The organism is Arthrobacter sp. KNU-44, from assembly GCF_051843155.1.
Classification (GTDB): domain Bacteria; phylum Actinomycetota; class Actinomycetes; order Actinomycetales; family Micrococcaceae; genus Arthrobacter.
Genome location: NZ_JBPXNG010000002.1, coordinates 4,765,609 through 4,790,978 on the forward strand (window position 1 = coordinate 4,765,609; position 25,370 = coordinate 4,790,978).

Annotated in this window: 24 protein-coding genes; 18 read left to right on the top strand and 6 right to left on the bottom strand. The window is 65.6% G+C overall.

What is annotated here, in order from left to right; genetic code table 11:
• Positions 1–64 precede the first annotated feature (64 nt).
• The 6 genes from ACSVHC_RS23330 to ACSVHC_RS23355 are packed head-to-tail and all read left to right on the top strand — an operon-like array spanning position 65 to position 5,597.
• Positions 65–1,222: an ABC transporter substrate-binding protein gene (locus ACSVHC_RS23330; protein WP_437773712.1), complete on the top strand. Its 1,158-nt coding sequence runs from the start codon at positions 65–67 to the stop codon at positions 1,220–1,222.
• Positions 1,222–2,163, top strand: a complete 942-nt coding sequence (locus ACSVHC_RS23335) for an ABC transporter permease (RefSeq protein ID WP_437773711.1) — start codon at positions 1,222–1,224, stop codon at positions 2,161–2,163. Before ACSVHC_RS23330 ends, ACSVHC_RS23335 begins: the two co-directional genes overlap by 1 nt.
• Positions 2,151–3,002, top strand: a complete 852-nt coding sequence (locus ACSVHC_RS23340) for an ABC transporter permease (RefSeq protein ID WP_439181364.1) — start codon at positions 2,151–2,153, stop codon at positions 3,000–3,002. Before ACSVHC_RS23335 ends, ACSVHC_RS23340 begins: the two co-directional genes overlap by 13 nt.
• Positions 2,999–4,111 carry an ABC transporter ATP-binding protein gene (locus ACSVHC_RS23345; protein ID WP_437773709.1) on the top strand — a complete coding sequence of 371 codons (1,113 nt, stop codon included), beginning with the start codon at positions 2,999–3,001 and terminating at the stop codon, positions 4,109–4,111. The genes ACSVHC_RS23340 and ACSVHC_RS23345 overlap by 4 nt, the downstream gene beginning before the upstream one ends.
• A complete protein-coding gene (locus tag ACSVHC_RS23350) occupies positions 4,108–4,770 on the top strand; it encodes an HAD family hydrolase (RefSeq protein ID WP_437773708.1) in 663 nt (220 codons plus the stop codon). Before ACSVHC_RS23345 ends, ACSVHC_RS23350 begins: the two co-directional genes overlap by 4 nt.
• Positions 4,767–5,597: an alkaline phosphatase family protein gene (locus tag ACSVHC_RS23355; RefSeq protein ID WP_437773707.1), complete on the top strand. Its 831-nt coding sequence runs from the start codon at positions 4,767–4,769 to the stop codon at positions 5,595–5,597. Before ACSVHC_RS23350 ends, ACSVHC_RS23355 begins: the two co-directional genes overlap by 4 nt.
• 191 nt (positions 5,598–5,788) lie before the next feature.
• On the opposite strand, the gene dctA is transcribed toward ACSVHC_RS23355, so the two are convergent.
• Together dctA and ACSVHC_RS23365 are read right to left on the bottom strand one after the other, a co-directional pair.
• The gene (gene dctA, locus ACSVHC_RS23360; protein WP_437773706.1) at positions 5,789–7,099 is read right to left on the bottom strand and encodes a C4-dicarboxylate transporter DctA; all 1,311 of its coding nucleotides are present in this window, start codon (positions 7,097–7,099) and stop codon (positions 5,789–5,791) included.
• A gap of 62 nt (positions 7,100–7,161) precedes the next feature.
• Positions 7,162–8,301, bottom strand: coding sequence for a PrpF domain-containing protein (locus tag ACSVHC_RS23365; protein WP_437773705.1), 1,140 nt, complete (start codon positions 8,299–8,301; stop codon positions 7,162–7,164).
• A 127-nt stretch (positions 8,302–8,428) separates the two neighbouring features.
• On the opposite strand from ACSVHC_RS23365, the gene ACSVHC_RS23370 reads away from it, so the two are divergent.
• On the top strand, positions 8,429–9,364 hold the full coding sequence (locus tag ACSVHC_RS23370) for a LysR family transcriptional regulator (protein ID WP_437773704.1): 936 nt from the start codon (positions 8,429–8,431) through the stop codon (positions 9,362–9,364).
• 165 nt (positions 9,365–9,529) lie between these two features.
• Here ACSVHC_RS23370 and ACSVHC_RS23375 read toward each other — a convergent pair whose 3' ends face one another.
• From ACSVHC_RS23375 to ACSVHC_RS23385, 3 genes are all read right to left on the bottom strand, one after another.
• On the bottom strand, positions 9,530–9,736 hold the full coding sequence (locus ACSVHC_RS23375; protein ID WP_437773703.1) for a CPBP family glutamic-type intramembrane protease: 207 nt from the start codon (positions 9,734–9,736) through the stop codon (positions 9,530–9,532).
• A gap of 89 nt (positions 9,737–9,825) precedes the next feature.
• Complete coding sequence (locus tag ACSVHC_RS23380) at positions 9,826–10,860, bottom strand: LLM class flavin-dependent oxidoreductase (RefSeq protein ID WP_437773702.1); 1,035 nt, start codon at positions 10,858–10,860, stop codon at positions 9,826–9,828.
• Positions 10,857–11,507, bottom strand: a complete 651-nt coding sequence (locus ACSVHC_RS23385) for an alpha/beta hydrolase (RefSeq protein WP_439181365.1) — start codon at positions 11,505–11,507, stop codon at positions 10,857–10,859. The genes ACSVHC_RS23380 and ACSVHC_RS23385 overlap by 4 nt, the downstream gene beginning before the upstream one ends.
• Positions 11,508–11,836: 329 nt before the next feature.
• Here ACSVHC_RS23385 and ACSVHC_RS23390 point away from each other — a divergent pair, with 329 nt between their 5' ends.
• The 11 genes from ACSVHC_RS23390 to ACSVHC_RS23440 all read left to right on the top strand — a co-directional run bounded on the left by ACSVHC_RS23390 (position 11,837) and on the right by ACSVHC_RS23440 (position 25,038).
• Positions 11,837–12,085 carry a hypothetical protein gene (locus ACSVHC_RS23390; protein ID WP_439181366.1) on the top strand — a complete coding sequence of 83 codons (249 nt, stop codon included), beginning with the start codon at positions 11,837–11,839 and terminating at the stop codon, positions 12,083–12,085.
• Between the two features lie 82 nt (positions 12,086–12,167).
• Positions 12,168–12,887 carry an SDR family NAD(P)-dependent oxidoreductase gene (locus ACSVHC_RS23395; protein WP_437773699.1) on the top strand — a complete coding sequence of 240 codons (720 nt, stop codon included), beginning with the start codon at positions 12,168–12,170 and terminating at the stop codon, positions 12,885–12,887.
• A gap of 183 nt (positions 12,888–13,070) precedes the next feature.
• On the top strand, positions 13,071–13,586 hold the full coding sequence (locus ACSVHC_RS23400) for an alpha/beta hydrolase fold domain-containing protein (RefSeq protein WP_437773698.1): 516 nt from the start codon (positions 13,071–13,073) through the stop codon (positions 13,584–13,586).
• Entirely contained in the window at positions 13,583–13,882 is a 300-nt protein-coding gene (locus ACSVHC_RS23405; protein ID WP_437773697.1) for an MBL fold metallo-hydrolase, read from the top strand. Before ACSVHC_RS23400 ends, ACSVHC_RS23405 begins: the two co-directional genes overlap by 4 nt.
• Before the next feature lie 98 nt (positions 13,883–13,980).
• Positions 13,981–14,886 (top strand): SDR family oxidoreductase, encoded by a 906-nt coding sequence (locus tag ACSVHC_RS23410; RefSeq protein ID WP_437773696.1) that lies wholly within the window; start codon positions 13,981–13,983, stop codon positions 14,884–14,886.
• A gap of 85 nt (positions 14,887–14,971) precedes the next feature.
• Positions 14,972–15,247 carry a hypothetical protein gene (locus ACSVHC_RS23415; protein ID WP_437773695.1) on the top strand — a complete coding sequence of 92 codons (276 nt, stop codon included), beginning with the start codon at positions 14,972–14,974 and terminating at the stop codon, positions 15,245–15,247.
• 786 nt (positions 15,248–16,033) lie between these two features.
• Positions 16,034–17,485 (top strand): D-alanyl-D-alanine carboxypeptidase family protein, encoded by a 1,452-nt coding sequence (locus ACSVHC_RS23420; RefSeq protein WP_437773694.1) that lies wholly within the window; start codon positions 16,034–16,036, stop codon positions 17,483–17,485.
• 103 nt (positions 17,486–17,588) lie between these two features.
• Positions 17,589–17,840 carry a protein kinase domain-containing protein gene (locus ACSVHC_RS23425; protein ID WP_437774012.1) on the top strand — a complete coding sequence of 84 codons (252 nt, stop codon included), beginning with the start codon at positions 17,589–17,591 and terminating at the stop codon, positions 17,838–17,840.
• Positions 17,841–18,539: 699 nt separating this feature from the next.
• Positions 18,540–20,747, top strand: a complete 2,208-nt coding sequence (gene glgX / locus ACSVHC_RS23430) for a glycogen debranching protein GlgX (RefSeq protein WP_437773693.1) — start codon at positions 18,540–18,542, stop codon at positions 20,745–20,747.
• 1,246 nt (positions 20,748–21,993) lie between these two features.
• Positions 21,994–22,635 carry a peptidoglycan-binding protein gene (locus tag ACSVHC_RS23435; protein ID WP_437773692.1) on the top strand — a complete coding sequence of 214 codons (642 nt, stop codon included), beginning with the start codon at positions 21,994–21,996 and terminating at the stop codon, positions 22,633–22,635.
• Positions 22,636–22,641: 6 nt separating this feature from the next.
• Positions 22,642–25,038 (top strand): hypothetical protein, encoded by a 2,397-nt coding sequence (locus ACSVHC_RS23440; protein ID WP_437773691.1) that lies wholly within the window; start codon positions 22,642–22,644, stop codon positions 25,036–25,038.
• Positions 25,039–25,151: 113 nt separating this feature from the next.
• Here ACSVHC_RS23440 and ACSVHC_RS23445 read toward each other — a convergent pair.
• Positions 25,152–25,370 (bottom strand): hypothetical protein (locus tag ACSVHC_RS23445; RefSeq protein ID WP_439181367.1); only part of this gene is annotated, 219 nt, incomplete at its 5' end.

The following is a 25,370-nucleotide window of genomic DNA, read 5'->3' on the forward strand; positions in this document are numbered from 1 at the left end:
ATGGACACCTGCGGCCCTGACAGTGGTCACGGCAAGTTGTATAGCCAACTTCTTAGGAGACTTCATGAACACCACCCTTCGCCGCACCTGCGCCGCCCTTGGTTCTGCAGCCTTCCTGCTGGCAGGGCTGGCCGCCTGCTCATCGGGAACCACCAGCGCCTCGTCGTCCAAGGACGGCGCCATCGACTGGAAGACCGCACCCTCCGCCGAGGCCGGAGGCGGCACGGAGGCTCTGATCGCCGCCGCCAAGAAGGAAGGCAAGCTCAACGCCATCGCCCTCCCGAACGACTGGGCCAACTACGGCGAGGTCATCTCCACCTTCGAGAAGAAGTACGGCATCAAGGTGGAGGTCGAGAACCCGGACGCCTCAAGCGCGGACGAACTCAACGCGGTGTCCTCCCGGAAGGGCCAAGACCGCTCTCCGGACGTCGTCGACGTGGGGCATGACTTCGATCTCCAGGCCGCCAAGCAGGGCCTACTCACCCCGTACAAGGTCGCCTCCTTCGGCAAGATCCCGGACTTCCAGAAAGAGGCCACGGGCCTTTGGTACAACGACATGGGCGGCTACGTGTCCATCGGCTGCGACGCAAGCCGGGTGGCCAAGTGCCCCACCAAGTTCTCCGAACTGAGCGACCCGCAGTACAAGGGCAAGGTGGCCCTGACAGGCAACCCCGCCAAGTCCTCCTCGGCCTACAGCGCCGTGTTCGCGGCCGCACTCGCCAACGGCGGCTCATTTGACAACGTCCAGCCGGGCCTCGATTTCTTCGCCAAGCTGAAGCAGATCGGCAACTTCAACCCCGTGGAAGCCACCCCTGCCACCATGGAGAAGGGCGAGACGCCCATCGCCGTCGTCTGGGACTACCGGAACGCCGCCTACGCCGATGAACTGAAAGCCAAAGGCATCGAGTGGAAGGTCGCCATCCCGGAGGACGGCGTGTTCTCCCTCTACTACTCCCAGGCCATCGTCAAGTGGGCCCCGCACCCGGCCGCCGCCCGCCTCTGGCAGGAATTCCTCTACAGCACCGAGGGCCAGAACCTCTGGCTGAACGGCTACGCCCGCCCGGTCCTCCTGCCCGCCATGGTCGCCGACGGCACCGTGGACAAGGCCGCCCTGGCCCACCTGCCCAAGATCGCCCAGGATAAGACCGACTACCCTACGGAGGAGCAGGGCAAGAAGGCCAAATCCACCGTGTCCGACGGCTGGACGAAGGCCGTCTCCTGATGAACTCTGCCGCACCCGACGTCGTCGCGCACCGCGCCGTCGTCGCCGATGCGGGCGCTCAAACCCGCGGCCGGGAGCCCCAGGCTCCCGGCCGCCGGGCCGCCCGCCCCTTCACCAGCTGGCTCGGCATCCTCCCGCTGCTGGCCTTCGCCGCCGTGGTGCTCGGCCTCCCGGTGGCCGCCATGGCCGCCGGGTCCGTCACTACCACCGACGACGCCGGCGTCGCCTCCTTCACGGGCGCCAACTTCGCAGCGACCTTCGACGGCCCGTATCTGGAAAGCCTGTTGGGCAGCGTCCGCCTCTCCGCGCTCACCGCCTTCGTCGCCACGGTAGTCAGCCTGCCGATCGCCTACGCGATCGTCACCTCCCGGCTCCGCGGCCTGCGGGAAGCCGTGCTCTCCGCCTCCGGAGTGATCGCCAACTTCGGCGGAGTGCCCCTGGCCTTTGCCTTCGTGGCAACCCTGGGCAACGCCGGTGTCCTGACCGGCTTCTTCGGACTCGCGGACAAGGGCTGGAGCCTCTACAACTTCTGGGGCCTGTCCCTCGTCTACCTGTACTTCCTGGTGCCGCTCATGGTGCTCACCCTCACCCCGGCGCTGGACGGCCTCAAGCCCCAGTGGCGGGAAGCCGCGCGGAACAGCCGCGCCACGGGCTTCCAATATTGGCGGTACGTGGCCTTCCCCATCCTGCTCCCCACCCTGCTCAGCGGCTTCGTGCTCCTCTTCGGCAGCGCCTTCAGCGCCTACGCCACAGCGGCCGCCATGGTGGGCAGCTCCATCCCCCTGGTCACCGTGAAGATCGCCGCAGCCCTCACGGGTGACGTCCTCGTGGGACAGGCCGGTATCGCCCTGGCCCTCGGCATGGACATGATCATCGTGGCCGCGCTGGTGATGGGCGTCCAGCTCCTGCTGCAGCGGAGGACATCGGCATGGCTCTCGTGACCGCATCACGCCGCTGCAGTGCCCGCGAAACGCGGCTGGGACGCACCGCCGCCCTCACCTCGGCAGGCGTCTACTTCCTGGTGCCCATCCTGTGCGCCCTGGCCTTCACCGTCGGACTCGGAGACCCCCGCCAGAAGCCGGGCCTGGACGCCTACGCCGCCATCTTCACCACGGACGGCCTGGCCCAGAGCCTCGGGCTGACCCTGCTACTGGCCGGCGCCACGGTCGTCCTGGTCTTCGGCCTGCTGCTTCCAGCTCTCCTGGCCGTGCGCCTGGCCGCGCCTCGGGCGAAAGCCCTGGTGGCCGTCGTCTGCATGCTCCCCCTGGTGGTACCCGCGGTGGCGCTGGGCGCAGGCATGACGACCGTGTTGCGCTGGGCCACCGACTGGCTCTATGACACGCCCGGCTTCCCGCTGCTCGCGGCCCTGCAGCAGCCGGGCTTCCCGGTCATCCTGGTGCTCGCCTATACCCTCATGGCGCTGCCCCTCGCGTACACCACCCTGGAATCGGGTCTCAACGCCATCGAGGTGAAGGTCCTGGTGGAGGCAGCCCGGTCCTGCCGGGCCTCCTGGTTCCGGACCCTGTTCCTGGTGGTCCTGCCCAACCTCCGGGAAGCCCTGCTGAACACCGCGTTCCTGACCATCGCCCTGGTGCTCGGCGAATACGCAGTGTCCGCCCTGCTCGGCTTTCAGCCCTTCGCCGTCTGGACCGTCGCCATCAGCGGCTCCCACGCCCAGCTGTCCGTCGCCGTCTCCATGGTCGGCCTCATCGGCACCTGGCTCATCCTCCTCGCGGTCGCGAAACTCGGCCGTTCCAAAGCTTCCAAGGAGACCTCATGACCGCGCCCACCCTCACCCCCCGGCCACCGGCTTCAAGCACCGGCGCCACCCTGGAATTCCGCGGACTGCGCCGTTCTTTCGGCGCCACCACGGCCCTGGACGGGCTGGACCTCAGCCTCAATCCCGGGGAACTGCTGGCACTCCTAGGGCCCTCCGGCTGCGGGAAGACCACCGCGCTGCGCATGGTGGCCGGCTTCGAGATCCCGGATTCCGGGGAAGTCCTGGTGGACGGCGTGAACGTGACCGGCACGCCGTCGCACCGCCGCGACATCGGCATGGTGTTCCAGTCCTACAGCCTCTTCCCGCATCTCAGCGCCGCCGACAACGTGGCGTTCGGGATGCGCATGCAGGGAGTCCCGACGGCCAAGCGCCGCGCCCGCGCCCAGGAACTGCTGGAACTAGTCGGCCTGCCAAGCCAGGGCGGCCGCTACCCCCGCCAGCTCTCCGGAGGCCAGCAGCAGCGCGTGGCCCTGGCTCGGGCGCTGGCCCTGGAACCCCGGGTGCTGCTCCTGGACGAGCCGCTTTCCGCCCTGGACGCCAAGGTCCGCCAGTCCCTGCGGGAGGAGATCCGCCGCCTCCAGCTGGAACTGGGCATCACCACACTCTTCGTCACGCATGACCAGGAGGAGGCCCTGTCCATGGCGGACCGCGTGGCTGTCATGCGGGACGGGCACCTGGAGCAGTGCGCCACCCCGGAGGAGCTGTACAACAGCCCCGCCACTCCCTTCGTCGCCGGATTCGTGGGCACAATGAACCGGCTCCCGGGCCGGCTCAGCGGCGACGGCGCTCTAGTGGATGTCCTGAGTATCAGCCGCCCTGTCCAGGGAGGCTTGCCCGGCTGGGACAGCACGGCCGACGTCGACGTCCTGATCCGTCCCGAAGCCCTCACCGTCAACGCGGACCCGGACGGCCCGGCGCAGCTGGTGGCGGCATCCTTCCTGGGCGCGACTACACGGCTCACCATCCGCCTGCACGACGGGCGCGATGTGGTGGCGGACGTCCCCACCGCCCACGCATCCACCCTCCCCACCGGGGCGCGCATCCGGCTCGGCCTGCCGGAACGCCCCGTACTGATCGACCAGGCCCGGAACGAGGAAACCACCGCATGATGCCCGCAGCCGTACTCTTCGACATGGACGGGACCCTCGTGGACACCGAACGCCTCTGGTGGAACGCCGTGGCGGACGTAGCATTCGACCTGGGCCGGGAACTGGGACCCGAAGACGGGCCCGATGTCCTGGGCCGCCCCTCCGGGCACACAGCCGCCCACCTCCTAGCCACCATGCCCTCCGCGGGCGCCCCGAGCGCGGAGGAACTCTCCGTGCGGCTCGATGAGGCCTTCACCGAACTGGTGGCACAGGAGGTGGTACCCCGTCCCGGGGCCATGGACCTCCTGCGGCTCCTGGCCGCGGAGCGGATCCCCACGGCTATCGTCTCCGCCTCGCCACGCCGCGTGGTGGAACTGGTCCGGGACCGGCTGGGCCGTGAACTGTTCACGCTCGTGGTGGCCGTCGAGGACACCCCCGCGTCCAAGCCCGCCCCTGACCCCTATCTGGAGGCGGCCCGGCGGCTGGGAGCCGAACCCGCCGACTGTGTGGTGGTGGAGGACTCCCCCGTCGGCCTCGCTGCGGCGGAAGCGGCGGGGTGCCCCGTCGTCGTCGTGCCCTCCACCGTCCCGATCGAGGCGGCTCGCGGCCGCACGCTCCTCGGCTCACTCGCGGACGTCACGCTCCCCGTCCTCGCGGAAGCCCTGGACGGCGCCCGATGAGCCCCACCGCCCGGCCCCGCATCATCCTGCTGGGCATCGACGGGCTCCGCTGGGACCTTGCCGCGGACTCGGACTCCGCCTCCACCCTGAGGTCCCTGGCCGCAGAAGGCGACCACCGGGACATGACCATGGACGTGCCCACGCTGTCCGGCCCGGGCTGGTCCTCCCTCCTTACCGGGACCACCCACGCACAGCACGGCGTCCGGGACAACACCTTCGTGGGGCACCGCCTCTTCGGCCACCCCGACCTGCTGTCCCGGGCCTTCTACCAAGACACCTCCACCCGGACGTTCGCCGCGGCCGGCTGGCCGCCGCTGGTCTCCCCGGAAGGGCTGGGACCCGTCATCCACCAGCGGATGGAGCAGCAGAAAGCCGGGCTTCACACGGTCGTCTCCCGCGACGGCGAAACGCACGGCTTCATCCGGATCGACGCAGAGATCACGGACTTCACCCTCGCGGCGCTGAACTCCCACAGGGTGCCCGACGTATCCTTCGTGTACTTCTGCGACGTGGACGACGCCGGGCATGTCTACGGGGCGCTTAGCCCGCAGTACCAGGAGGCGCTGGCCAGGGTGGACCGGCACGTGGCCCGCATCCGGGCCGCCGTCCGGAACCGCGCGGCCGCTCATGGTGAAGAGTGGCTTCTGGTGGTGGTCGCGGATCACGGACACGTGGACGCCGGCGGACACGGCGGGGACTCCCCGGAGGAACGGGCATCGTTCATCCTCCGCTGGGCGAGCGGCGGGGACCTCAGCCCCTGGCCCACGCTGGTGGCACCGCATGATCTGGCCGGGCTGCTGCTCGCCGAGAGGGCCACGGACCGCTGATCGCCACGCAACATCACCGCCACATTGGCACCGGAACCGGTCCCTGCGCCCGACTTTCGGGTTACCTGTTGCGATGGAATGCAGGGCCCGTGCCCGGTGCGGCTTGGTGGAGCTCTTCGTAGGATAAAGCCGTCGGTTGAGCGCAGGCTCCTGCAGGGGCAGGTTCAGGAGCCTGCGCCGCAGGGGTTCCCTCAGTGCACCAGCGCGGGTTCGCTCAGCTGGAGCCGTTCCGCCTCGGTCTGCACGAAACCTGTCTGGAGCTCGGCACGGAGTTTTTCGGTGTCGAGCGCTCCTTGCCACTTGGCGACTGCGACGCAGGACACGATGTTGGCCACCGTGCTGGTGAGGGCGCGGGCTTCGCTCATGAAGCGGTCGATGCCGACGATGAGTGCCACGCCGGCAACGGGCAGCGTGGGCATGACCGTCAGAGTGGCGACGAGGGCGACGAAGCCGCTGCCTGTCACGCCAGCGGCACCCTTGGAGGTCAGCAGCATCATTCCGAGCATTAGCAGGATCTGAGCCCAACTGAGGTGGATGTCGCAGGCTTGGGCGATGAACATCGAGGAGAGCGTCAGGTAGACGGCCGTGCCGGTGAGGTTGAAGGAGTAGCCTGTCGGGACGACGAGACCGACGACTCCGCGGTCGCAGCCGATGCGTTCGAGCTTGGAGAGCAGGCGAGGAAGGACAGGTTCGCTTGAGGATGTGGCGAGGACGATCAGGAACTCGTCGCGGAAGTAGCGCAGGATCCGCCAGAGACTAAAGCCGGTGAGCTTTGCCAGGATTCCGAGGACGAGGACCACGAAGACGATGCACGCGGCGTAGAAGGCCAGGATCAGCATCCCGAGGTTGCCGATCGAATGGGTTCCGTACTTGCCGACCGTGAACGCCATGGCGCCGAACGCCCCGATGGGAGCGACCTTCATGAGGAAGCCGAACACGACAAACAGCAGCTTGTTGAAGCTGTTGACGACGTTAAGAGCGAGCTGGCCCGGTGCGCCGAGCTTGCTGAAGGCGAAGCCGCAGAGCAGCGCGATGACGAGAACGGGCAGGACCTCGCCGTCGGCGAAGGCGCCGACGAAGCTTGCGGGGATGATGCTCAGCAGGAAGTCCACAGGGTTGCTGCTGGGCAGCTGGCTTGTGTACTTCGAGGCGACGGAGGTATCGAGGTGGGCCGGGTTGATGTGCATTCCCGCGCCCGGCTGGAAGAGGATGACAGCACCCAAGCCGATGGCCAGGGCCACCGCCGTGAGCGCGTAGAACAAGCCCAGCGACCGCAGTAGGGTCGGGCCGACCTTCTTGGTGTCCGTCAGTGAGGTGATGCCGCTGACGATGGTGCAGAAGACGATCGGTGCGATCATGAACTTCACGAGCTTGACGAACCCGTCGCCGAGCGGTTTGAGGGAGGACCCAAGGTCGGGCCACAGCGCGCCGACGAGGATGCCGAGCCCGACGCCGATGAGCACCTGGACATAGAGGTGTCCGAGGATGGATTTGATCTTCATTGAACAACTTCCTGGGTGAGTGCCCCGTTCCATCCATGATGGCAGGGGCAGGGTTGGAGGTACTAGGCCGTCTGAGCGATCGGTTGGGCGACGTCTATGTCGGCCACGGCGAGATGGCGGGCCGCCCGATGGAGGGCGACCTCGCTGACGTGGCCGTTGTTGTCGGTGACGACTTCGGTGGTGATGACACCGGCAGGTGTGCCGATGCGCAGAAGCCGGGATCCTCGGTTAGTGCTGTCTGCTGGAGGCAGCACCTTCGCCACCACCGATCCCGGCAGGGCGGATGCGAGCGAGACAGCAACGGCGGAGGTCAGGCCGATGGCGGGGTGGGGTGCGAGCATCGAGAGCATCCGCACCCGCAGATCGTGGGTGTCCGCAGTGATCCTGGTTCCGTCGGCCGCGGTGTAGTCGCCGGGCGCTGCCACGACTCCGACCTTCGGCACGGCATTCTGCGGAGGATCTCCGGGCTTCCTCAGCCCCATCATCAGACCGGCCGACGCCCGGGCTGCCACGAGCATGGGCAGGCGCTCTGACAGGTTGCCCGTCATCACCGACAGATCGATGCCTGCCTCGTCCGCCGGAATCATCACCGCGGGCGCACCGGCGTCAACCAGAGTTGCCGTAAGAATGAAACCGTCAGCGGAGATTTGGTCGGCCACCCTCCCCGTTGGAAGTACGGCGCCGGTGGTCCGCCCCCAGGGGGCGTGAAACGAGAGGCTTACGGGAACGCCCAGGGCGCTGCTGCCAGGAACCCGGGCCGGGCCCGACGCCGGGATGCGGCCGCCGGGGGTCGCGATCGTGCCGCTTAGCACGGCTCCGGTGTTGAGGTTGCGCATCCTGACCCGAGTTGATCCCGCCTGGGGAGGAACGATGCCCGATTGGACGGCGTACAGCGCGATCGCGGTGGCGCAATTGCCGCAATTGGAACCAAGTTCCACCGTCGGGTCCCCGATCCCGACCTGGGCGAAGAGGTAGTCCAGATCCGCGGGCCCCTCGGGGGTCCCCCGGACGACGGCCGCTTTCGACGTCGTTGACGTGCCGCCGCCGACGCCGTCGAGCTGGCGGGCATCCGCTGCACCGAAAGCATCGGCCAGAAGGCTGCGGATCTCCGCGCGGCTCCCGGCGTGGAGGGCTACATCTTCGGCGTCGAAGAGCCAGCACTTGCTCGTGCCGCCCCGGTACCAGTGACCGCGGAGTTGCATGGTCTTTTTCCTTCACGTGTTGTTCTGTTGCACCTCACGGCGCCTGCTCCTTCCACGATCCACGCCCCGCGCGTTGAGCACAATCACAGGATTCTGGACTACCGTTCACTTTTGCTAAACTCAAATCATGGCCGACCTCGATTTGCACCGTCTCCATCTGCTCCGCGAGGTAAGCCGTTCCGGCTCCCTGACGTCCGCCGCGACGGCCTTGTCCTTCACGACGTCAGCTGTATCCCAGCAGATCGCGAAGCTTGAACACGAAGTGGGCGTCGCGCTGATCGACCGCCATCCGCGCGGCGTCGTGCTCACCGATGCCGGTAAGGCGCTGCTGCGATATGCGGACGACATCGACCGGACAATCGAGGCAGCCCGGGCCGAAATGGCAGAGTTCGCCGGGCTGAGGCGAGGCCAACTGCGCATGGGGACGTTCCCCACCGTCGGCGCCTCCCTCATGCCCGACGTCGTGCTCGCCTTCCGCGCGCGCTACCCGGAAGTCGCCGTCACGGTGGTCAGCGCCCGTCGCGACGGCCTCCTCGAACGGCTGCGGCGCAGGGACATCGAGCTAACCCTCCTGTGGGACTACCCGTGGGAGCGCATCGAGGACGAGGACCTGAGCTTTGTCCAGCTCATGAATGACCCCACCATGCTGCTTGTCCCAAGCGGCCACCCCCTCGCCGCGCGCCGCTCGGTGCGGATCGACGCGCTAAGCGACCAGGAGTGGATCGTCCGGGACGAACACCCCGTCGCCGACGTCCTCCGGCGGGTCTGCCGCGATGCCGGCTTCGAACCGCGCATCGCCTTCGCCGCCAACGACTACCAGGAAACCCAAGGCATGGTCGCCGCCGGCATCGGCATCGCTCTCGCCCCGCAGCTCGCTCTGAGCGCCCTCCGCCCCGACATCATCGCCGTTCCGCTCACAGGCTCCCCGACCCGCAGGATCCTCCTCGCCCACCTCGCGAACCGAAGGCTCAGCCCCTCCGGGAAGCAGGCAGTGACCGTGTTCCTGTCAACGGCCAAACGGTTGCAAGCCCCCGCACTCGCAGCAGGCAACCCCAGTTCGTGAATCCCTTGCAGCCAGTAGGCGCAGGTTCTCGTCCCTAAGCCGCCAACCTGGACACGTGCGCCTGGCAGTTGACCGGCCTCGGCTCATCCGCTGACATCCGGCATCGGACCGGCATTCAGTTCGCTTGGGGAATCGATCCGGATCAGCGGGAACGCTCTGGAAGCGCTAGGAGACGTATGACAGGAAACCGAGGTAGATCGGAATGTCCGCGCCTGTGTGGCAAAGGGAGGAGGGAATGATGCTGCCCGAGCTGCGCGTGAGATAGCCGCCGATCAGGCCGAGTGGGAAGGCGAACAGCACGATGAAGACGAGCGCGGAGGCCGTGTAGGTCACGCCGACGTGCCAGGTCGCGAAGACTGCCGCCTGGTCCAAAGCTGTCTACAGTAAGAATGCCTAATGCCCAAAGAAGCCATCCGTTAAGCGACACTCTTGTGGTATTCCAGATATCGCGGGAGGAGTCCTTATTGCTTAAGTGCCGTCCGTACAGCAGGCAGCACCTCTGTCGCCAGCAGTTCGATGGAGCGCAGCGTCGCGGCCTGTGACAAGCCACCCAGACCGACCTGGGCGAGGAAGCGGGTATGGCCCAGAATCTCGTGCTCCCAAAGGATTTTGTCGACGATTTCGGCAGGGCTGCCAGCGAAGAGCGCGCCTCGCGGGGCCGCCCAGGCCTCGAAACCCGCGCGATCGAGCCTCCCGGTGCGCGGCATGTTCTGGTGGATGTACGAGGAATAATGCGGGAAGAACGTGTCCTTCGCCCGCTGGGAAGTCTCCTCGACGTAGAAATGCGAGGTCACGCCGATCCGCCCCGGCATCTGGCCTGCCTGTGCCGCCGAGCGTCGATACAGTTCGGCCAGGGGTCCGAACCCCTCCGGGTGCCCGAGGATCGCCAGGTACAACGGCAACCCAAGCCTTCCGGCCCTCACCGCCGAGGAACGCGTCCCGCCGACCGCAGCCCAGATCGGCAGTGCGGTCTGGGCCGGGCGCGGCCAGATTCCCGCATCGGTCAGCGGGGGCCGGGTGGTTCCGTTCCAAGTGACAGGGTTTTCGGCGCGGATGCGCAGCAGTAGCTCGAGCCGGTCCTCGAAGTACTCGTCGTAGCGCTCCAGCGGCTGACCGAAGAGCGGGAAGGACTCCAGGTAGGCGCCACGTCCGGCGGTGATTTCGGCGCGCCCTCCACTGATGAGATCCAGCGTTGCGAAGTCCTCGAAAACGCGGACCGGATCGGCGCTCGAGAGGACCGTGACGGTGCTGGTCAGGCGGATTCTCCTGGTCTGCGCGGCCGCTGCGGCCAGCAGTACCGCGGGCGAGGACACAGCGAAGTCCTCCCGGTGGTGCTCTCCAACGCCGAAGACATCCAACCCCGCCTCGTCGGCGACCCGCGCCCATTCAAGGATGTCGCGGGTGCGCGCACCTGCATCCATCGGCTTCCCCGCAGCGTTCCGGGTGAGCTCGCCGAAAGTGAATATGCCGATCTCGAACGGGGTGGTCGCGCTCATGCGCGGGCCGCCGCCGGGGAACCGACCTCGATGGCGAGGAAATCGCGTACGTCGTCAAGCATGGGTGCGTTGATGCCGTGTGCCAGTCCTGGATATACCCGCTCAATCAGCGAAGTGTGTTGCGGCAGGTATTCGTTGCTGCGGGTAATCGCCATGGGCGCGATGACACGGTCTTCCGAGCCCCGTCCCCAGAAAAGGGTCGGCCGACCGGTGCGCAGTGTCTCGTCGCCTGGCTGCGGTGCGCCGAGCACGAATCCGCCCAGCACCACGGGGGCCAGCACCCGTTCGGGGCGGGTCCGCAGCAGCTGGCTGACCATGAGCCCTCCCTGGGAAAACCCGATGGGAACGATGAGGCTGCCGGGTTCCACGTTTGCATCGACCCAGGCCCAGATGGACTCGGTTGCTTTCTCCACAGCCCCGGCCTCGGGGTTTCCGGGTGTGATGATCGAGAACCAGGCCGCTCCGCCGTTGCCGAGCTCAAGCGGTGCCCGCAGCGATGCCCAGGGCAGGTTCAACCCAAGCGCCGGCGCCAGCGGGCCCAGGTCGTGCTCGTTGGAACCGAAGCCATGCAGGAAGAGTGCGACCGCATAGGGAACCGCGTCGGTGCTCCAGTTTTGGGAACGCACGTCGCGCAATGGGGTGTTCATTCGAAGGGTCACTCCTTGAGTCGGGGAAATCCGGGTACGGCGTGGGGTCGAGCAGACCGCAGATCGGAGGAGGTATGGAACCAACGGCGATCGCCAGCCACAAGCACGGCACCGGCGGTCAACTGCTTCAAACAATACACCGATTACTTGCAGCTTCAACTATATGATCCTCGACTCGTATTGGGGATGCCCGCGAATTATTGGCTCACCGAGAGGGGCATCTGGTGTCATCGGAACCCCATACGGATATTCCCTTGCTTGGACCTCCTTGTGCGGGTAGGACGGTCACCTGCGCCGCCCCGGAGACACACGGAGAAGCCCTGGCCGGATTGCCCCCTCGCCACCTCGACGTGGCCCCGCTGGGGCCGATCCTGGGCCTGCAGCCCGACTCGCCCGAGTCCGGGGAGGGCTTCGAATCCGCGGCACTGGCAGCACTGGCGGACGAGGCCAACGCGCACGGAACCGACACCATCTACAACGTCGAGCGCCGGCTCAGCGTAGGGCAAATCAAAAAGAGTCAAGTAGGGTCCGCGAACGCGACCCATTGGTTGACTTTTCAAGTATTAGTGCCAAACTGAATGCATACGCATATATAACCGCGTACCGCGGAAACACCGGCACGACAGTGACCGCAAAATCGCTTACAGATTGGACTGACTCATGCAGCTCGAGAAAAAGGTCGCATTCATCACCGGCGGCGGATCGGGGCTCGGTCTCGCCACCGCGAAGACCTTCATCGCCGAAGGTGCGAAGGTCATGATCTTTGACTTCAACCCCAAGTCGCAGGAAGTCGCCGACGAGATCGGCGCAAAGTTCGTACAGGGCGACGTCTCGAAGGCCGAGAGCGTTGAGGCCGCCGTCGCGAAGACCGTCGAGGAATTCGGAAGCCTTAACATTGCCGTCGCCTCCGCAGGTGTCGGCGGCGAGGGCGACGTCGTCACCTCGACCGTCGAAAACTGGGAACGCACCAACGGCATCGACTACTCAGGCGTCTTTTACACCAACAAGTACGTCATCGAGCAGCTCCTCAAACAGGGCGAGGGCGGCGTCGTTGTTAACATCGCTTCGATGTTCGGCCTCGTGGCCGTCTCGAACAACATCGCTTACTCCGCCTCGAAAGGCGGCGTCGTGAACATGACCCGCGCCGCAGGGACGATGTACGCGAAGGAGGGCATCCGCGTGAACGCGGTAGCGCCGGGCGTCATCCGCACCCCGCTCATCGACGAGCCGACTCTCGAGCAGTATGCAACACTGCACCCGGCCGGTCGCGTCGGCGAGGCCCAGGAAGTCGCCGACCTCATCACCTTCCTCGCGAGCGAGAAGGCGAAGTTCATTACCGGCGCGACCATACCGATCGACGGCGGCTATACGGCCGTCTGACCCGAAGCAGGCAGCACGCGCACGCCCGAGCATGTCCCGGATGGCGTAGGCCAAAGGTCTTCGGACCGGCGACGGCGCCCCGCATGCCGCCACGGTCCGGTGCGCGGCGCACTCGGAGGAAACTGTCCGGGACTGAACAGCACTCCCCCGCTGGGGTTTCCGGGTCTATGCTGGGTTTCGCGGTTGCACCGGCTCGCCCAGGCGCTCCGAACTGCTACTGAGAGCGATGCAGGAGACTTCGTTGCCGCCGTCGCCGCGAAAGCCCACGACGACGGGTTCGACAGGATCACCCACCAGGTCCTGTTCTACCCGTCGGTGGACCTGGATTTCGACGTCGAGCGTTACCCCTCACTGCGCGAAAACGCGGAAGGACACGGGCTTGAGACGGCCGGCCTCAAACCCTTCAACTCCTTCTACCTAGAGAACGGGGCCGACCCTGCGGATCCGCTCGTCTCGCCGATCAAGCGGGAAGATCTCGCCGGCCTGCCGGCAGCGCTGATCATCACCGCCGAGCACGACCCCCTCCGGGATGAGGGCGAACTCTACGGTGAGCGCTTGCCGGAATCCGGCGTCGAGACAAAAGTGACCCGCTACCCCGGCGCCAACCACGGTTTCGTCCAGCATTTCTCCTGGATCCCGGAGCTCTACAGGGCATTCGAGGAGACCGGTGAATTCCTGAACGCAAGGGCCCGCCAATGACGAAACCGGTTGATGTACATCCACTCGTGTCGCCCTGGGGCCGATTCGGCCTCTACAGCTTCTTCATCGACGCGGCCGAACCGGCCATCGTCGACACGGGGATCGCGTCCTCGCCCGCCGTAGGCATGGTGCCGGCACTGGAGGCAATCGGACGCCGGATCGAGGACGTCCGCTGGATCCTGCTGACCCATGGACACATCGGCGCATACGCCCTGTGGGAGCTCACCGGGAAACACCCCGCCGGATCAGCCGTAGTCTCGCCCGACACGGTGCCTGTCCCTCTGCCGTCGGGATAAACGCAGTAGGCAAAAGAACGTATGGTGCACTTCTCGCCGCACGGAGACAATAGCAGTACTCGCAGAAATCCGAACACGATGAAGGGACGTGGTCAAAGATGATCTTGGTCGTGGGCGGAACCGGAGAACTCGGCGGAAGAGTCGTCCGCCAACTGCGAGCCAAAGGACAGGACGTGCGCTGCCTGGTCCGATGGCAGACCGACGACAGCACACCGCGGGAAACAGGAGCAGAAATCGTACGCGGCGACCTGACGAACCCGCCGAGCCTGAACGCCGCATGCCGGGGAGTCGATACTGTCATCGCCACGGCCAGCACTCTCGTCAGGCGACTCGCAGGCGCGAGCACCGCAACCATCAAGCGAGTTGACGAGGAAGGCATCGCCTCACTCGTCGCAGCGGCCGAGGCGGCCGGGGTGAAGCGGTTCGTCTACGTGTCCTTTTCGGGCGTGGACTCCGGACGCGGCACCGCGTTGGAGCACGCAAAACATACGATCGAGCAGCGCCTCGCCGGTTCATCGATGCAGCGCGTGATCATCCGCCCGGATGCCTTCCAGGAGATCCACCTCGGGCCGGTCGGACGCTTCGATATCGCCCGCGGCAAGGCGATCATCATAGGCAAAGGCGACAACAAGGTCCGCTTCGTGGCAACCGACGACGTTGCAGCACTCATCTCAGCAGTCGCTCTGGAGCCCGATCCGCCGACGCTGATCGAGGTCGGTGGACCCGAGCCGCTCTCGAAGAACGAAGCCGTCGAAATCGCCGAGGAACTTACAGGCCGCCGGATGAAGGTCCGACGGGTACCGCGACCTCTCGCCAGGCTCGCTGCCCGGCTGCTCGCGCGTCCGAACGACGCATTGTCAACAGTGTTCGGCAACGGAGTGCTGATGGACACCGTCGAAGTGAGATGGGACGACCAGCCGCTCCGCCGACGCGGCATCGTGCCGAGGGCTGCCAGCGACTTCCTCCGGGAGCAAGCGCGCCAGACTCCCCTGTACCGGGCCTGAACTCGGCTTTGAGCAGGTGCGGCCGCCGGTCCAGGTCGCCCTGGCGGAAGCCGTCAACTTGGTTCCCGCCGCCCGGCCTGGGGACATGAGCTTTCAGCCCAAATGGGATGGTTACCGCATGGTCTTTGTCCGGGACGGGGACAGCACCGGCCTGGTTTCTCCGATCTACCCCGCGGTCGTCATCCTCTGCAAATGGTTCATACGTCACCGCGACAACCGGCGCGTCCAGGCTTTGGTCGCCGGGGCAACGGCCACGGCGGCGGTCGCCCTCGCCGGGGCCGTCGTCGTCCTCACAAGCCAGGCCGTCACCGACTGGGCCGCCGCAGGCGTCCTCGGGCTCGTCCTCCACCTCCCACGCTGACCCCATTCCCCGACACCGAACAACCCAACGCCGAACGAGACCGGCAGGACGGAAGGCGACAAGGACTACGACGTTCACCCCGGAAGGTGCCCTCCAACGCGCGCTGCCCGCGGCCGCGATCACTGACGCGGACTCGGAGCACGTCACCAATACCCTCGGCCGCACCGGAAGTTCGACGAGCCCAGAGTGGTCTATCCGGATCGCGCTCACACACGCAGCGACCCTTGATGTCACCACCCAGGGCGTCGACATCAAGCCCGCCGCCTGAAGTTCCTTCTTCCCCGCCTCGCATTCCTGCGTGTCATTTTCAGCACCGGCCCGCACCACCCCTAGAACACGCGGGCCGTCGTGCAGGCCGGTGTCGAAGGACACAAACACATGCTGTCACACCGGCGAGAAGATACCGGTCAGCGCCCGCTGAGGGATCCCCACCGGGACGGTCACGGCCCGTTTGGGCCGAAAAGGTGGGTTCGCTGATTTTTTCGCCAACGACATGCCCGGTGTGTCGGGAAATGTCCCTGCGCTGGGTGAGGATTGGCGCATGACAACGCGTATCCCCGCCGTACTGGCGGAAGCCCTCGAGGGCGAAGCCCGGCCGCAGAGCCCATTCACTGTCAGCTCCGTGGAAACGGGTATAGCCACTAGTCGCCTGCACCCGCTAACCACGCCGCTATCCGGAGGTTTTCCATAAGGCAACTCGGATCCTTGTCAGCAGCGGGTGAACGGATCTAGCATGACGAATCGAAACAAGGCCGAGCGGCCGGTCTGGGACAAATAGGGGGACGCATGAAGCCATTGGTCCGACGGATCGCCGGAGTCCTCGCCGCTCTCCTGGCTCTGGCGACGATTGCACCAGCCGCGCTGGCCCTCGACGACGGCGGAGCTATCGATGCTGCTTACCAGCGGCTCGGCGGGAGCACAGGGAGACTCGGCCAACCCCTTGACGTCGGCTGGTGTGGATCGCGTGACAACGGCTGCGTGCGGCACTACCAAGCAGGTAGCATTCACTGGTCGTCGGCATCCGGCGCCCACGCGACCTGGGGCGGGATCGAGAACCGTTGGGCGCAGCTGGGGTGGGAAGGGAGTCAGTTGGAGTACCCCCTCGACGAGGAGCACTGTGGGCTGGGGGGCGGCTGTTATCAGGATTTCCAAGGCGGGAAGATCTATTGGTCGCCTGCGGTGGGTGCGAATCCGGTCTGGGGGGCGATTCTTCAGCGGTATGCCTCGTTGGGCTGGGAGACTGGGCCGCTCGGGTATGCGATTGGTGGGGAGCACTGTGGGCTGCGGGGCGGTGGCTGTTATCAGGATTTCCAAGGCGGGAAGATCTATTGGTCGCCTGCGGTGGGTGCGAATCCGGTCTGGGGGGCGATTCTTCAGCGGTATGCCTCGTTGGGCTGGGAGACTGGGCCGCTCGGGTATGCGGTTGGTGGGGAGCACTGTGGGCTGCGCGGCGGTGGCTGTTATCAGGATTTCCAAGCCGGGAAGATCTATTGGTCGCCCGCGTTCGGCACAAATCCCGTCTGGGGCAGCATCGGCTCCTACTGGGCGACTTATGGGTGGGAGAACGGGCCGTTCGGATACCCGACGTCAGGGGAGGCCTGTTCGGGCAGCTGCTCTCAGGACTTCTGGGGTGGACGCATTACCTGGAATCCCTCTGCTCCCATGTCGTACACGCTCTGGGACTGGAATCCGCTCGCGGCGATCAACAAGCGGCTGCCGCTCAGCCCGCCGTCGTACGTCCCGTCCGCGCTGGTAGGTGTCGGAAGCCAGCAGATGCGATCTGATGCGGCCAACGCGTTGCAGCGAATGATCAACGATGCCGCGGCGGCTGGTGTCACCATAGCGACGATAAGCGGCTACCGCTCATACGAAGAGCAGGCGTCGGTCTACAACTCGTACGTTGCGCAATACGGACAGACTTATGCCGACATCATCTCCGCCCGGCCCGGCTACAGCGAGCATCAGTCCGGGCTCGCGATGGACATCGGCAACCCGGACGGGTCGTGCGCCCTCCAAGCTTGCTTCCAGACCACACCGGCCGGGGCCTTCGCGGCAAACAACGCGTGGCGCTACGGCTTCATTGTCCGGTATCCGGACGGATACCAGGACGTCACGGGATATACGTATGAGCCATGGCACTTGAGGTACATCGGCCCAGACGCGGCGCGCCAGATTCACGCTTGGGGCGTGTCCACCCTCGAACGGTACTTCACGATCGCCGCCGCGCCCACGTACTGACCTTGGGCACCCTTTGTATCGCGGGGCGCGGCCGCAGTGCCGCGCCCCGCGACGTTAGTCTAGCCTCGGCCTTTCATGGCGGTGGCCGGGCGGGGCGTGAGGACTGGCCCATCTACACCTCAGACGCATCATTCACAACGACATTAAGCCCGGAAACATCCTCATCGGTGCTTCATCCGGCAACGACACGGCGGGCCTGGCGAAGCTCTCGGATTTAGGAATCGCGACCAGCGGCAGACGCCGCGCGCGGGATCCTTCCGCCGGAACACCCCACTACCTGAGCCCGGAAGAGGCCCCGCGGCCACCCGCCGACCGCGGCAAGCGACATCTACGCCACCGGGCTAGTCGCTTTTGAATGCCTCACCGGCACCAAAACTTACCCGGGAACACCTCTGGAAACGATGGCCGCCAGGACCCTGCGCGAGCCCCGTGTTCCCGGCAACGTGCCCAGGCGCTGGGCCAGGGTACTGCTCGACATGTCAAACCCCGCCCCTCTCAAACGGCCTTCAGCCAGGAAAGCCGCGGGAATCATCCTGCGCCTTAGCGAGGCCACCGGCACAGAAACAAACAACCCGGCACCGGCGCGCAGAACCCACCCGCTCCGGCTGCCCAGACAGGCAGGACACATGGAACCACCGGCTGGACCAATCCCGGTCTGATCGCACGAGCAATCGCGAAAGCAATCAAGCCCACGGGAGGCAACGGGAGGCGGCTGGCCCGCGTCCCTGTTGGCTGGCATCGTCGCCGCGCTGGTGGACCGGGCCGAGATAGTGGACGTCGCTGGCCGGAGAGACGGGTTCGGCCTAGGCCTGTTCCCGGACTGAAGTAGGCCGCACCGCCCGGGAAACCGCCGTCGGCACCGCTCTGCCACCGCCCTTATTACCGGGTCCGCAGCACGAAAACCTGCCCCACCATGGAGTCCAAGCACAGTGTAAGGTAAGTATGCTTAGCAATTTAGACAGAAGGCGCCCTCAGCGGCTGCATTCGGGTCAGATCCGAGCAGGTGCGTGGGTTCCTGCCGGATTCCGTGTTGGACCAAGCAATAGGAGCACGAATGGACGTTTGGCCAGGATCCGCATACCCGTTGGGGGCTACTTTCGATGGCACGGGAACCAACTTCGCGCTGTTCAGCGAGAAGGCGGAAAAGGTGGAATTGTGTCTCTTCGACGACGACGGGGAAGAGATTTCCTACACCGTCAGCGAGGTGGACGGCTACGTATGGCATTGCTACCTCCCGCACGTCCAGCCCGGACAGAAGTACGGCTACCGCGTGCACGGTCCGTATGACCCGGCCAACGGGCAGCGCTTCAATCCCAACAAGCTCCTCCTGGACCCTTACGCCAAGGCCATCCACCGTCAGATCGACTGGGACCCGGCGCTTTTCTCGTACAACATGGGGGATCCGGACTCCCGCAACGACAAGGACTCCGCGCCCCACATGATGATGGGCGTGGTCATCAACCCGTTCTTCGACTGGGACGGGGACCACCTCCCGCGGATCCCGTACCACCGTTCCGTGATTTACGAGGCGCATGTCAAGGGCCTGACCCAGCTCCACCCCGAGGTTCCTGAGGAGCAGCGCGGCACCTACGCCGGCGTCGCCCACCCGGCGGTGATTTCCCACTTGCAAAAGCTCGGCATCACCGCGATCGAGCTCATGCCGGTGCACCAGTTCACGAACGACGGCATCCTGCAGGACAAGGGGCTGAACAACTACTGGGGCTACAACACCATCGGGTTCTTTGCCCCGCACAACAGCTACAGCTCCAAGGGCGATACCGGCCAGCAGGTCCAGGACTTCAAGGCCATGGTCCGGTCCCTCCACCGGGCCGGCATCGAGGTCATTCTCGACGTCGTGTACAACCACACGGCCGAAGGCAACCACCTGGGCCCCACGCTGTCCTTCAAGGGGATCGACAACTCCGCGTACTACCGCCTGATGGAGGGCGACGAGAAGCACTACATGGACTACACGGGCACCGGCAACTCGCTGAACGTGCGCAGCCCGCATTCCTTGCAGCTGCTCATGGATTCACTGCGCTACTGGGTCACCGAAATGCACGTGGACGGTTTCCGCTTCGACCTCGCATCCACCCTGGCCCGCGAATTCTATGACGTGGACAAGCTGTCCACGTTCTTCGAACTTATCCAGCAGGATCCGGTGGTTTCGCAGGTCAAGCTGATCGCCGAGCCGTGGGACGTCGGTCCCGGCGGCTACCAGGTGGGCAACTTCCCGCCGCAGTGGACGGAATGGAACGGCCAGTACCGGGACACCGTCCGCGACTTCTGGCGTGGCGAGCCCTCCACCCTCGGTGAGTTCGCCTCCCGGTTGACCGGATCGGCGGACCTTTACGAGCACTCCGGGCGCCGCCCGGTGGCTTCCATCAACTTCGTCACGGCCCACGACGGCTTCACCTTGGCCGACCTGGTGTCCTATAACGAGAAGCACAACGAGGCGAACGGCGAGGGCAACAACGACGGCGAATCCCACAACCGTTCCTGGAACTGCGGCGTCGAGGGGCCCACGGAGGACCCGAAGGTCCTGGGCCTTCGTGCCCGCCAGCAGCGGAACTTCATCGCCTCCATGCTCCTGTCCCAGGGAGTCCCGATGCTGCTGCACGGTGACGAGCTCGGCCGGACGCAACGGGGCAACAACAACGGCTACTGCCAGGACTCCGAGCTGACCTGGATCAACTGGGACAGCGTGGACCAGCCCTTGGTGGAGTTCACGGCCGCGGTCAGTGCTTTGCGCGCCAAGCACCCCACCTTCCGGCGCAGCCGATTCTTCGACGGACGGCCCGTGCAAAGGAGCGAGGGAGAACCGCTTCCGGACATTGTCTGGCTTGACCCGGAGGGAGCCCTCATGCAGCCGGAGGACTGGGACAACGGTTTCGGCCGCTCCGTGGGCGTGTTCCTCAACGGTGACGGAATCCGCGGCCGGGACAACCAGGGCCGGCGCATCACGGACGTCAACTTCCTGCTCTACTTCAACGCCCATGATGACGAGGTCAAGTTCGTGCTTCCCCCGGACGAATATGCTCCGGCGTGGGACATCCTCATCGACACAGCCGGGGTGGGCGCCGACTCGGCGCCCATTGAAGCAGACGGCATGGTGTCCCTCGCGGCGAAGTCGCTCGTGGTGCTCCGAGCCCACAGCACACCGGAGGAAGAGCCCGACCACTCCGTGGCCGTCTCGCTCGCCGCGCTCACCCATACGGCCACTGCCGAAACCGCAGCCCTCACAGTCCCGGCGGTGCCCTAACCCAAGACCGCGACCCGCGAGAAAACGGTGAGGAATGACTGTGAAAGTTACTCACCCCCTGAAGCTGCCCTGGAGACCGCACCGGCGCCGAGAATTCCGAAACGGCTTTCGTCAGGCTGGACCTGACCTCCTTTCAGGCCCGGCTCTGCCACTTCCGTAGCCGGGTTGCGACTTCAACAGATCAGGTGGACGATGCTTTCCCTTTGGCAACGTCAGAAGCGCCCCAAACTCCGGGAGTTGCAGCCGGCCGCCAAGGTAGGGCTACAGGGGGGGAATTCCTGCAAGACATTCTGGACCGGGGACAACGGCTCGCCCCTAAGGGGCATGGTGGCCGGCATTCTGGCCGCGGCGATCCCCGGCAACTCCCGAAGGCCGGGCGTTGCTTAGGATCGCGCACTGAAGCCAGGCCGGGCGACGGCCGGTCCGCAGGAGCTCACTCGCTGTGGCCAGTCGCCATTTCATCTTCTCGACGGCATGATCTTCTCCGTGATCGGCATTTGAGTGCGCGAGCCATCGTTCGATCAGGGATACCTCCAACCGATACTCGCCCAGCTCCCTGCACAGCTGGCAAGCGAGCCACGTGACCGCAGCTGGAGGCGGCCACAACGGGCCCATATCCTTGTCAGATCCGGCCACCCCTGGCCGGCGGACCCCGAGACCGGCTTCGGCGGCCACAACGCACTCCAAAGCAAGATCCAAGGCCTGTCGGAAATCAAAGCACGCCCTGGGGACCTCGACCCGCCGAATCTGCTTCGTATACGACAAGCCCCTAACCAGCAACTTCTTGGCCTCGGACTTCTCGGCCGGGGAACCAACCCCCGAACTCGATTCCCTCCCTCCGGGCCCCACCTGCTGCCGTGGCGAGCGGACCAAAGGGCCACGCGACGACCGCATATCCTCCCGGCTAGAGCTCCGGGCCGATGCCCATCCCCGATCTTGAATCTTGCTCCACCTCTTGCCTGAAAGACTTAATACTAAGCAAGCTTAGTTTTTCCTGAACGGGATCGACGAACCATTCGACTGTTGGCGCTGACCTTTCCGTGTAGGCGCGGACAGATGTCCGGTCGCAAATAATGAAAAGTACCCTTACTATTTATCGGAGAGCGTGGCGCTGGGGTGGTGAGCTCTTCCTTGATCCATTTCCCGGTGCGGTTCTGTGTGCGAAATCAGTCACCGAAGCGGTGGGTGAAGTGTTTGTCGATAGAGCTGAACGGCCAGGATACTTGCGCCGGAAATGGAGTTTGTGATGAACGAAGAGCAGGAACTTGAGCCGTTGTCCGCTGAAGAACTGGCCGCGGAGGGCATCACCGCGCTGCCGGCGAAGGAAGTTGCGTCCATCCTTGACCTCAACGCCGACCTGAACCTCGGAATCCAGGCGGCCGCGCCGATCGATCTTGGCGTGGCCGCGAACGCCAACGTCGCGGCACCGATTGATGCCTCCGCATCGGCCAACGTTCTCTCGGCCGGTTCCACGGCCGCGGGTGTGGCCCATCAGGGCGCACTAATCGATCAGGGTATCAATGCCGACGCGACGGCGAACTCGACGCAGGACAGCAGCATCGGCCACACAGCGCCACAGGCTGCGGCCGCGCCGGCCCCGGCCGCTCCTGCTGGCGGGACGGTCACCGATCCGACCGCCGCCGTGAACGGGAACCTGCTGAATGTGGATGTGAAACTCGACGCCAACGCCGGTATCGCTGCCCCCATCAACGGCGCTGTTGCCGCCAACGCCAATGTTTCGGCACCGATCAACGCCGGGGTGGCAGCAAACATCGGCGCGATCGATAGCAATGCCGTGGCCGCCGCCCAGCAGGACGCCGTGATCAACCAGCACATCGACGGGGCTGCCACGGCCACGTCGAACCAACACTCGACCCTGCAGCAGTAGCACCCGGTGACGGTGATTCCCGGAGGCCCGCTCGACCCCGCCGACTATGCCAGCTCACCGGACACGGGCGCGGACGAACGCTACCCGTCCCGTGCGGACGGGGTTGAGCTGATCGGTGAAATGGAAGGATCGGGCTACCGGGAACCGCCGTCTTTGGTGCGCCGGGCAGACGGACAGACCCTTCAGCTGACGCGGCTGCTCTATATGGTGTTCTCCGCCGTGGACGGCCGAAGCAGCGCTGCGCAGCTTGCTGAGAGCGTCAGCGAAAAATCCGGGCGCCGGGTCTCCGAGGAGAACGTCCGCACCCTGATCGACTCCCAGCTGCGGCCGTTGGGTCTGCTGGTGCGCCCGGACGGCTCACAGCCGGAAGTCAAGAAGTCCAATCCGCTGCTTGGCTTGCGCTTCCGTTACGCCGTGACGGATGCCGAGAAAACCAGGCGGCTGACCGCACCGTTTGCTCACCTGTTCCATCCACTCATCGCCGTGCCCGTGCTGGGCGCCTTCCTTTTTGTCTGCTGGTGGGTGCTGGCACTAAAAGGACTAGGATCGGCAACCCACGACGCGTTCGAGAACCCGGCCCTGCTGTTGCTTGTAGTCGCCGTGACGATCTTCTCCTCCGGTTTCCACGAATTCGGCCATGCCGCCGCAGCACGTTACGGAGGAGCGACTCCGGGAGCGATGGGCGCAGGCTTGTACCTGTTCTGGCCTGCCTTTTACACGGACGTGACGGACTCATACCGGCTCGGGCGCGCTGGCCGGGTCAGGACCGACCTCGGCGGCCTCTACTTCAACGCTATCGTCACTGTGCTGATCGCCGGGATCTGGTGTGCCACCGGCTACGACGCGCTGCTTCTGGTCGTGCTGACCCAGATCCTGCAGATGCTGCGCCAGCTCACACCTCTGGTCCGTTTCGACGGATACCACGTGCTCGCCGACCTCACCGGCGTACCGGATCTTTTCCATCGGATCAAGCCCACCCTCTTGGGCCTTCTTCCCTGGCGTTGGGGCAGGCCGGAGTCCAAAGCCCTCAAACCCTGGGCCCGCGCCGTCGTCAGCGTCTGGGTCCTGATCGTAGTGCCTCTCCTGCTCCTTAGTATCGTGATGATGATTCTCACACTCCCGCGCGTGCTCGCCACCGCTGTGGTGAGCATCGCACGCCAACAGAGCCTCCTCGGCGATGCCTGGGGCCATGGGGACCTGCCCGGCGGCGCGGCGCATATCCTCATGATTCTCGCCGCTGCCCTTCCCATCCTCGGCACAGGCATCGTCCTCGTCAGGATGGTACGTCAAGGCGCCGGCGCGGTTTGGCGGAAAACCCGGGGCCGTCCAGGCCGACGTGCCGGCGCCGCAGTCGCCGGCGCCCTTGTCTGCGCCCTGCTGATTACCGCTTGGTGGCCCAACGCCTCCACCTACCGGCCAATCCAGCGCTATGACCGCGGCACCATCACCGACGCCGTGTCCTTGGTAATGCCCAAACCCAACCGGCTCGTAGACGGAGCGCAGGGAAAAGTAGCAGCCATCTGGCCCTCCGGCAGCGTCAGGCCGACGGCGGACAAGCCGCAACTGGCCATGATACTGATCCCCCGGGTCCCGCAAACAACCGCCGCAGATACCGGAGCCCCCGCCGCAGCGCCCGCCTGGGTCTTCCCCTTCGACAAACCGTTGCCCCCGGGCGACGGCGGGAACCAGGCACTGGCTGTGAACACCAAAGACGGGTCCGTGGCCTATGACGTGGCGTTCGCCCTCGTCTGGGTTGACGACGGCCAGGCGATCAACAAAAACGAAGCGTACGCCTTCGCCAGTTGTCGCGATTGCGGCGCCGTTGCGATCGGCTTCCAAGTGGTGCTCGTTGTGGGCCACGCGAACGTGATCGTTCCGCAGAATCTCGCCGCGGCCGCCAACTACAACTGCGTCCAATGCCTCACCTACGCACTCGCCAACCAGCTGGTCCTGACCCTCGACCGCCCACTGAGCCCAGCGGGAACGGAGCAACTGGCGAAAATATGGGACGAAGTCAGAAACTTCGAGGCAAACATCGAAAACTTACCCTTGTCAGAACTGCAGTCCCGGCTCGCTGACTACAAGACCCGCATCGAGCAGATCATCACGCACGACCCCTCCGCAACCCAATCCGCATCCGGGACAACCGCTCCGGGCCCAAGTAACACCCCATCAAACACAGCCCCCGCACCCCCCGACGGGGGCACGTCTCCCCTACCCGGGTCCGCGCCGACACAGGCTCCGGTCACACAGCAACCGACCCCGGCAGCCTCCCCGCCGGGCACCGCCCAACCGGTACTAACAGCAGCTCCCGGGCCGGCCACCGCCCAGCCGGCACAAACAGCCCCGGCGCCGACACCGGCTCCGGCGACGCCCCCCGCGACCGCTGTACCCGGCAGCTAACATCGCCCGCCCGAGCCGCTGAGAGCCCTCGATCAGCAGGAGACCGAGCGCCGCGCTTCCCTGCCCCACTATTGGGTGACCAAGGGACAGGGGATGAAAGGGGTTCATGACGCTCATTGCTGATAAGCCCACGAGGAATTGATAATTTCACCAGTAACGCCGCCGCAACTCCCCGTTTCGCCGGGCCGGCCCCGATCATCCACAACAGGTGCGATGGTTACATCCTTGACCTTCATACCCCAGAGGGCATAATTCCGGGTGTTGTCAATGAAGTCATCGCCGACGCGCAGCTGCGTAACATCGGTGTCATCGGCCACGCAGCGGTGTTTACG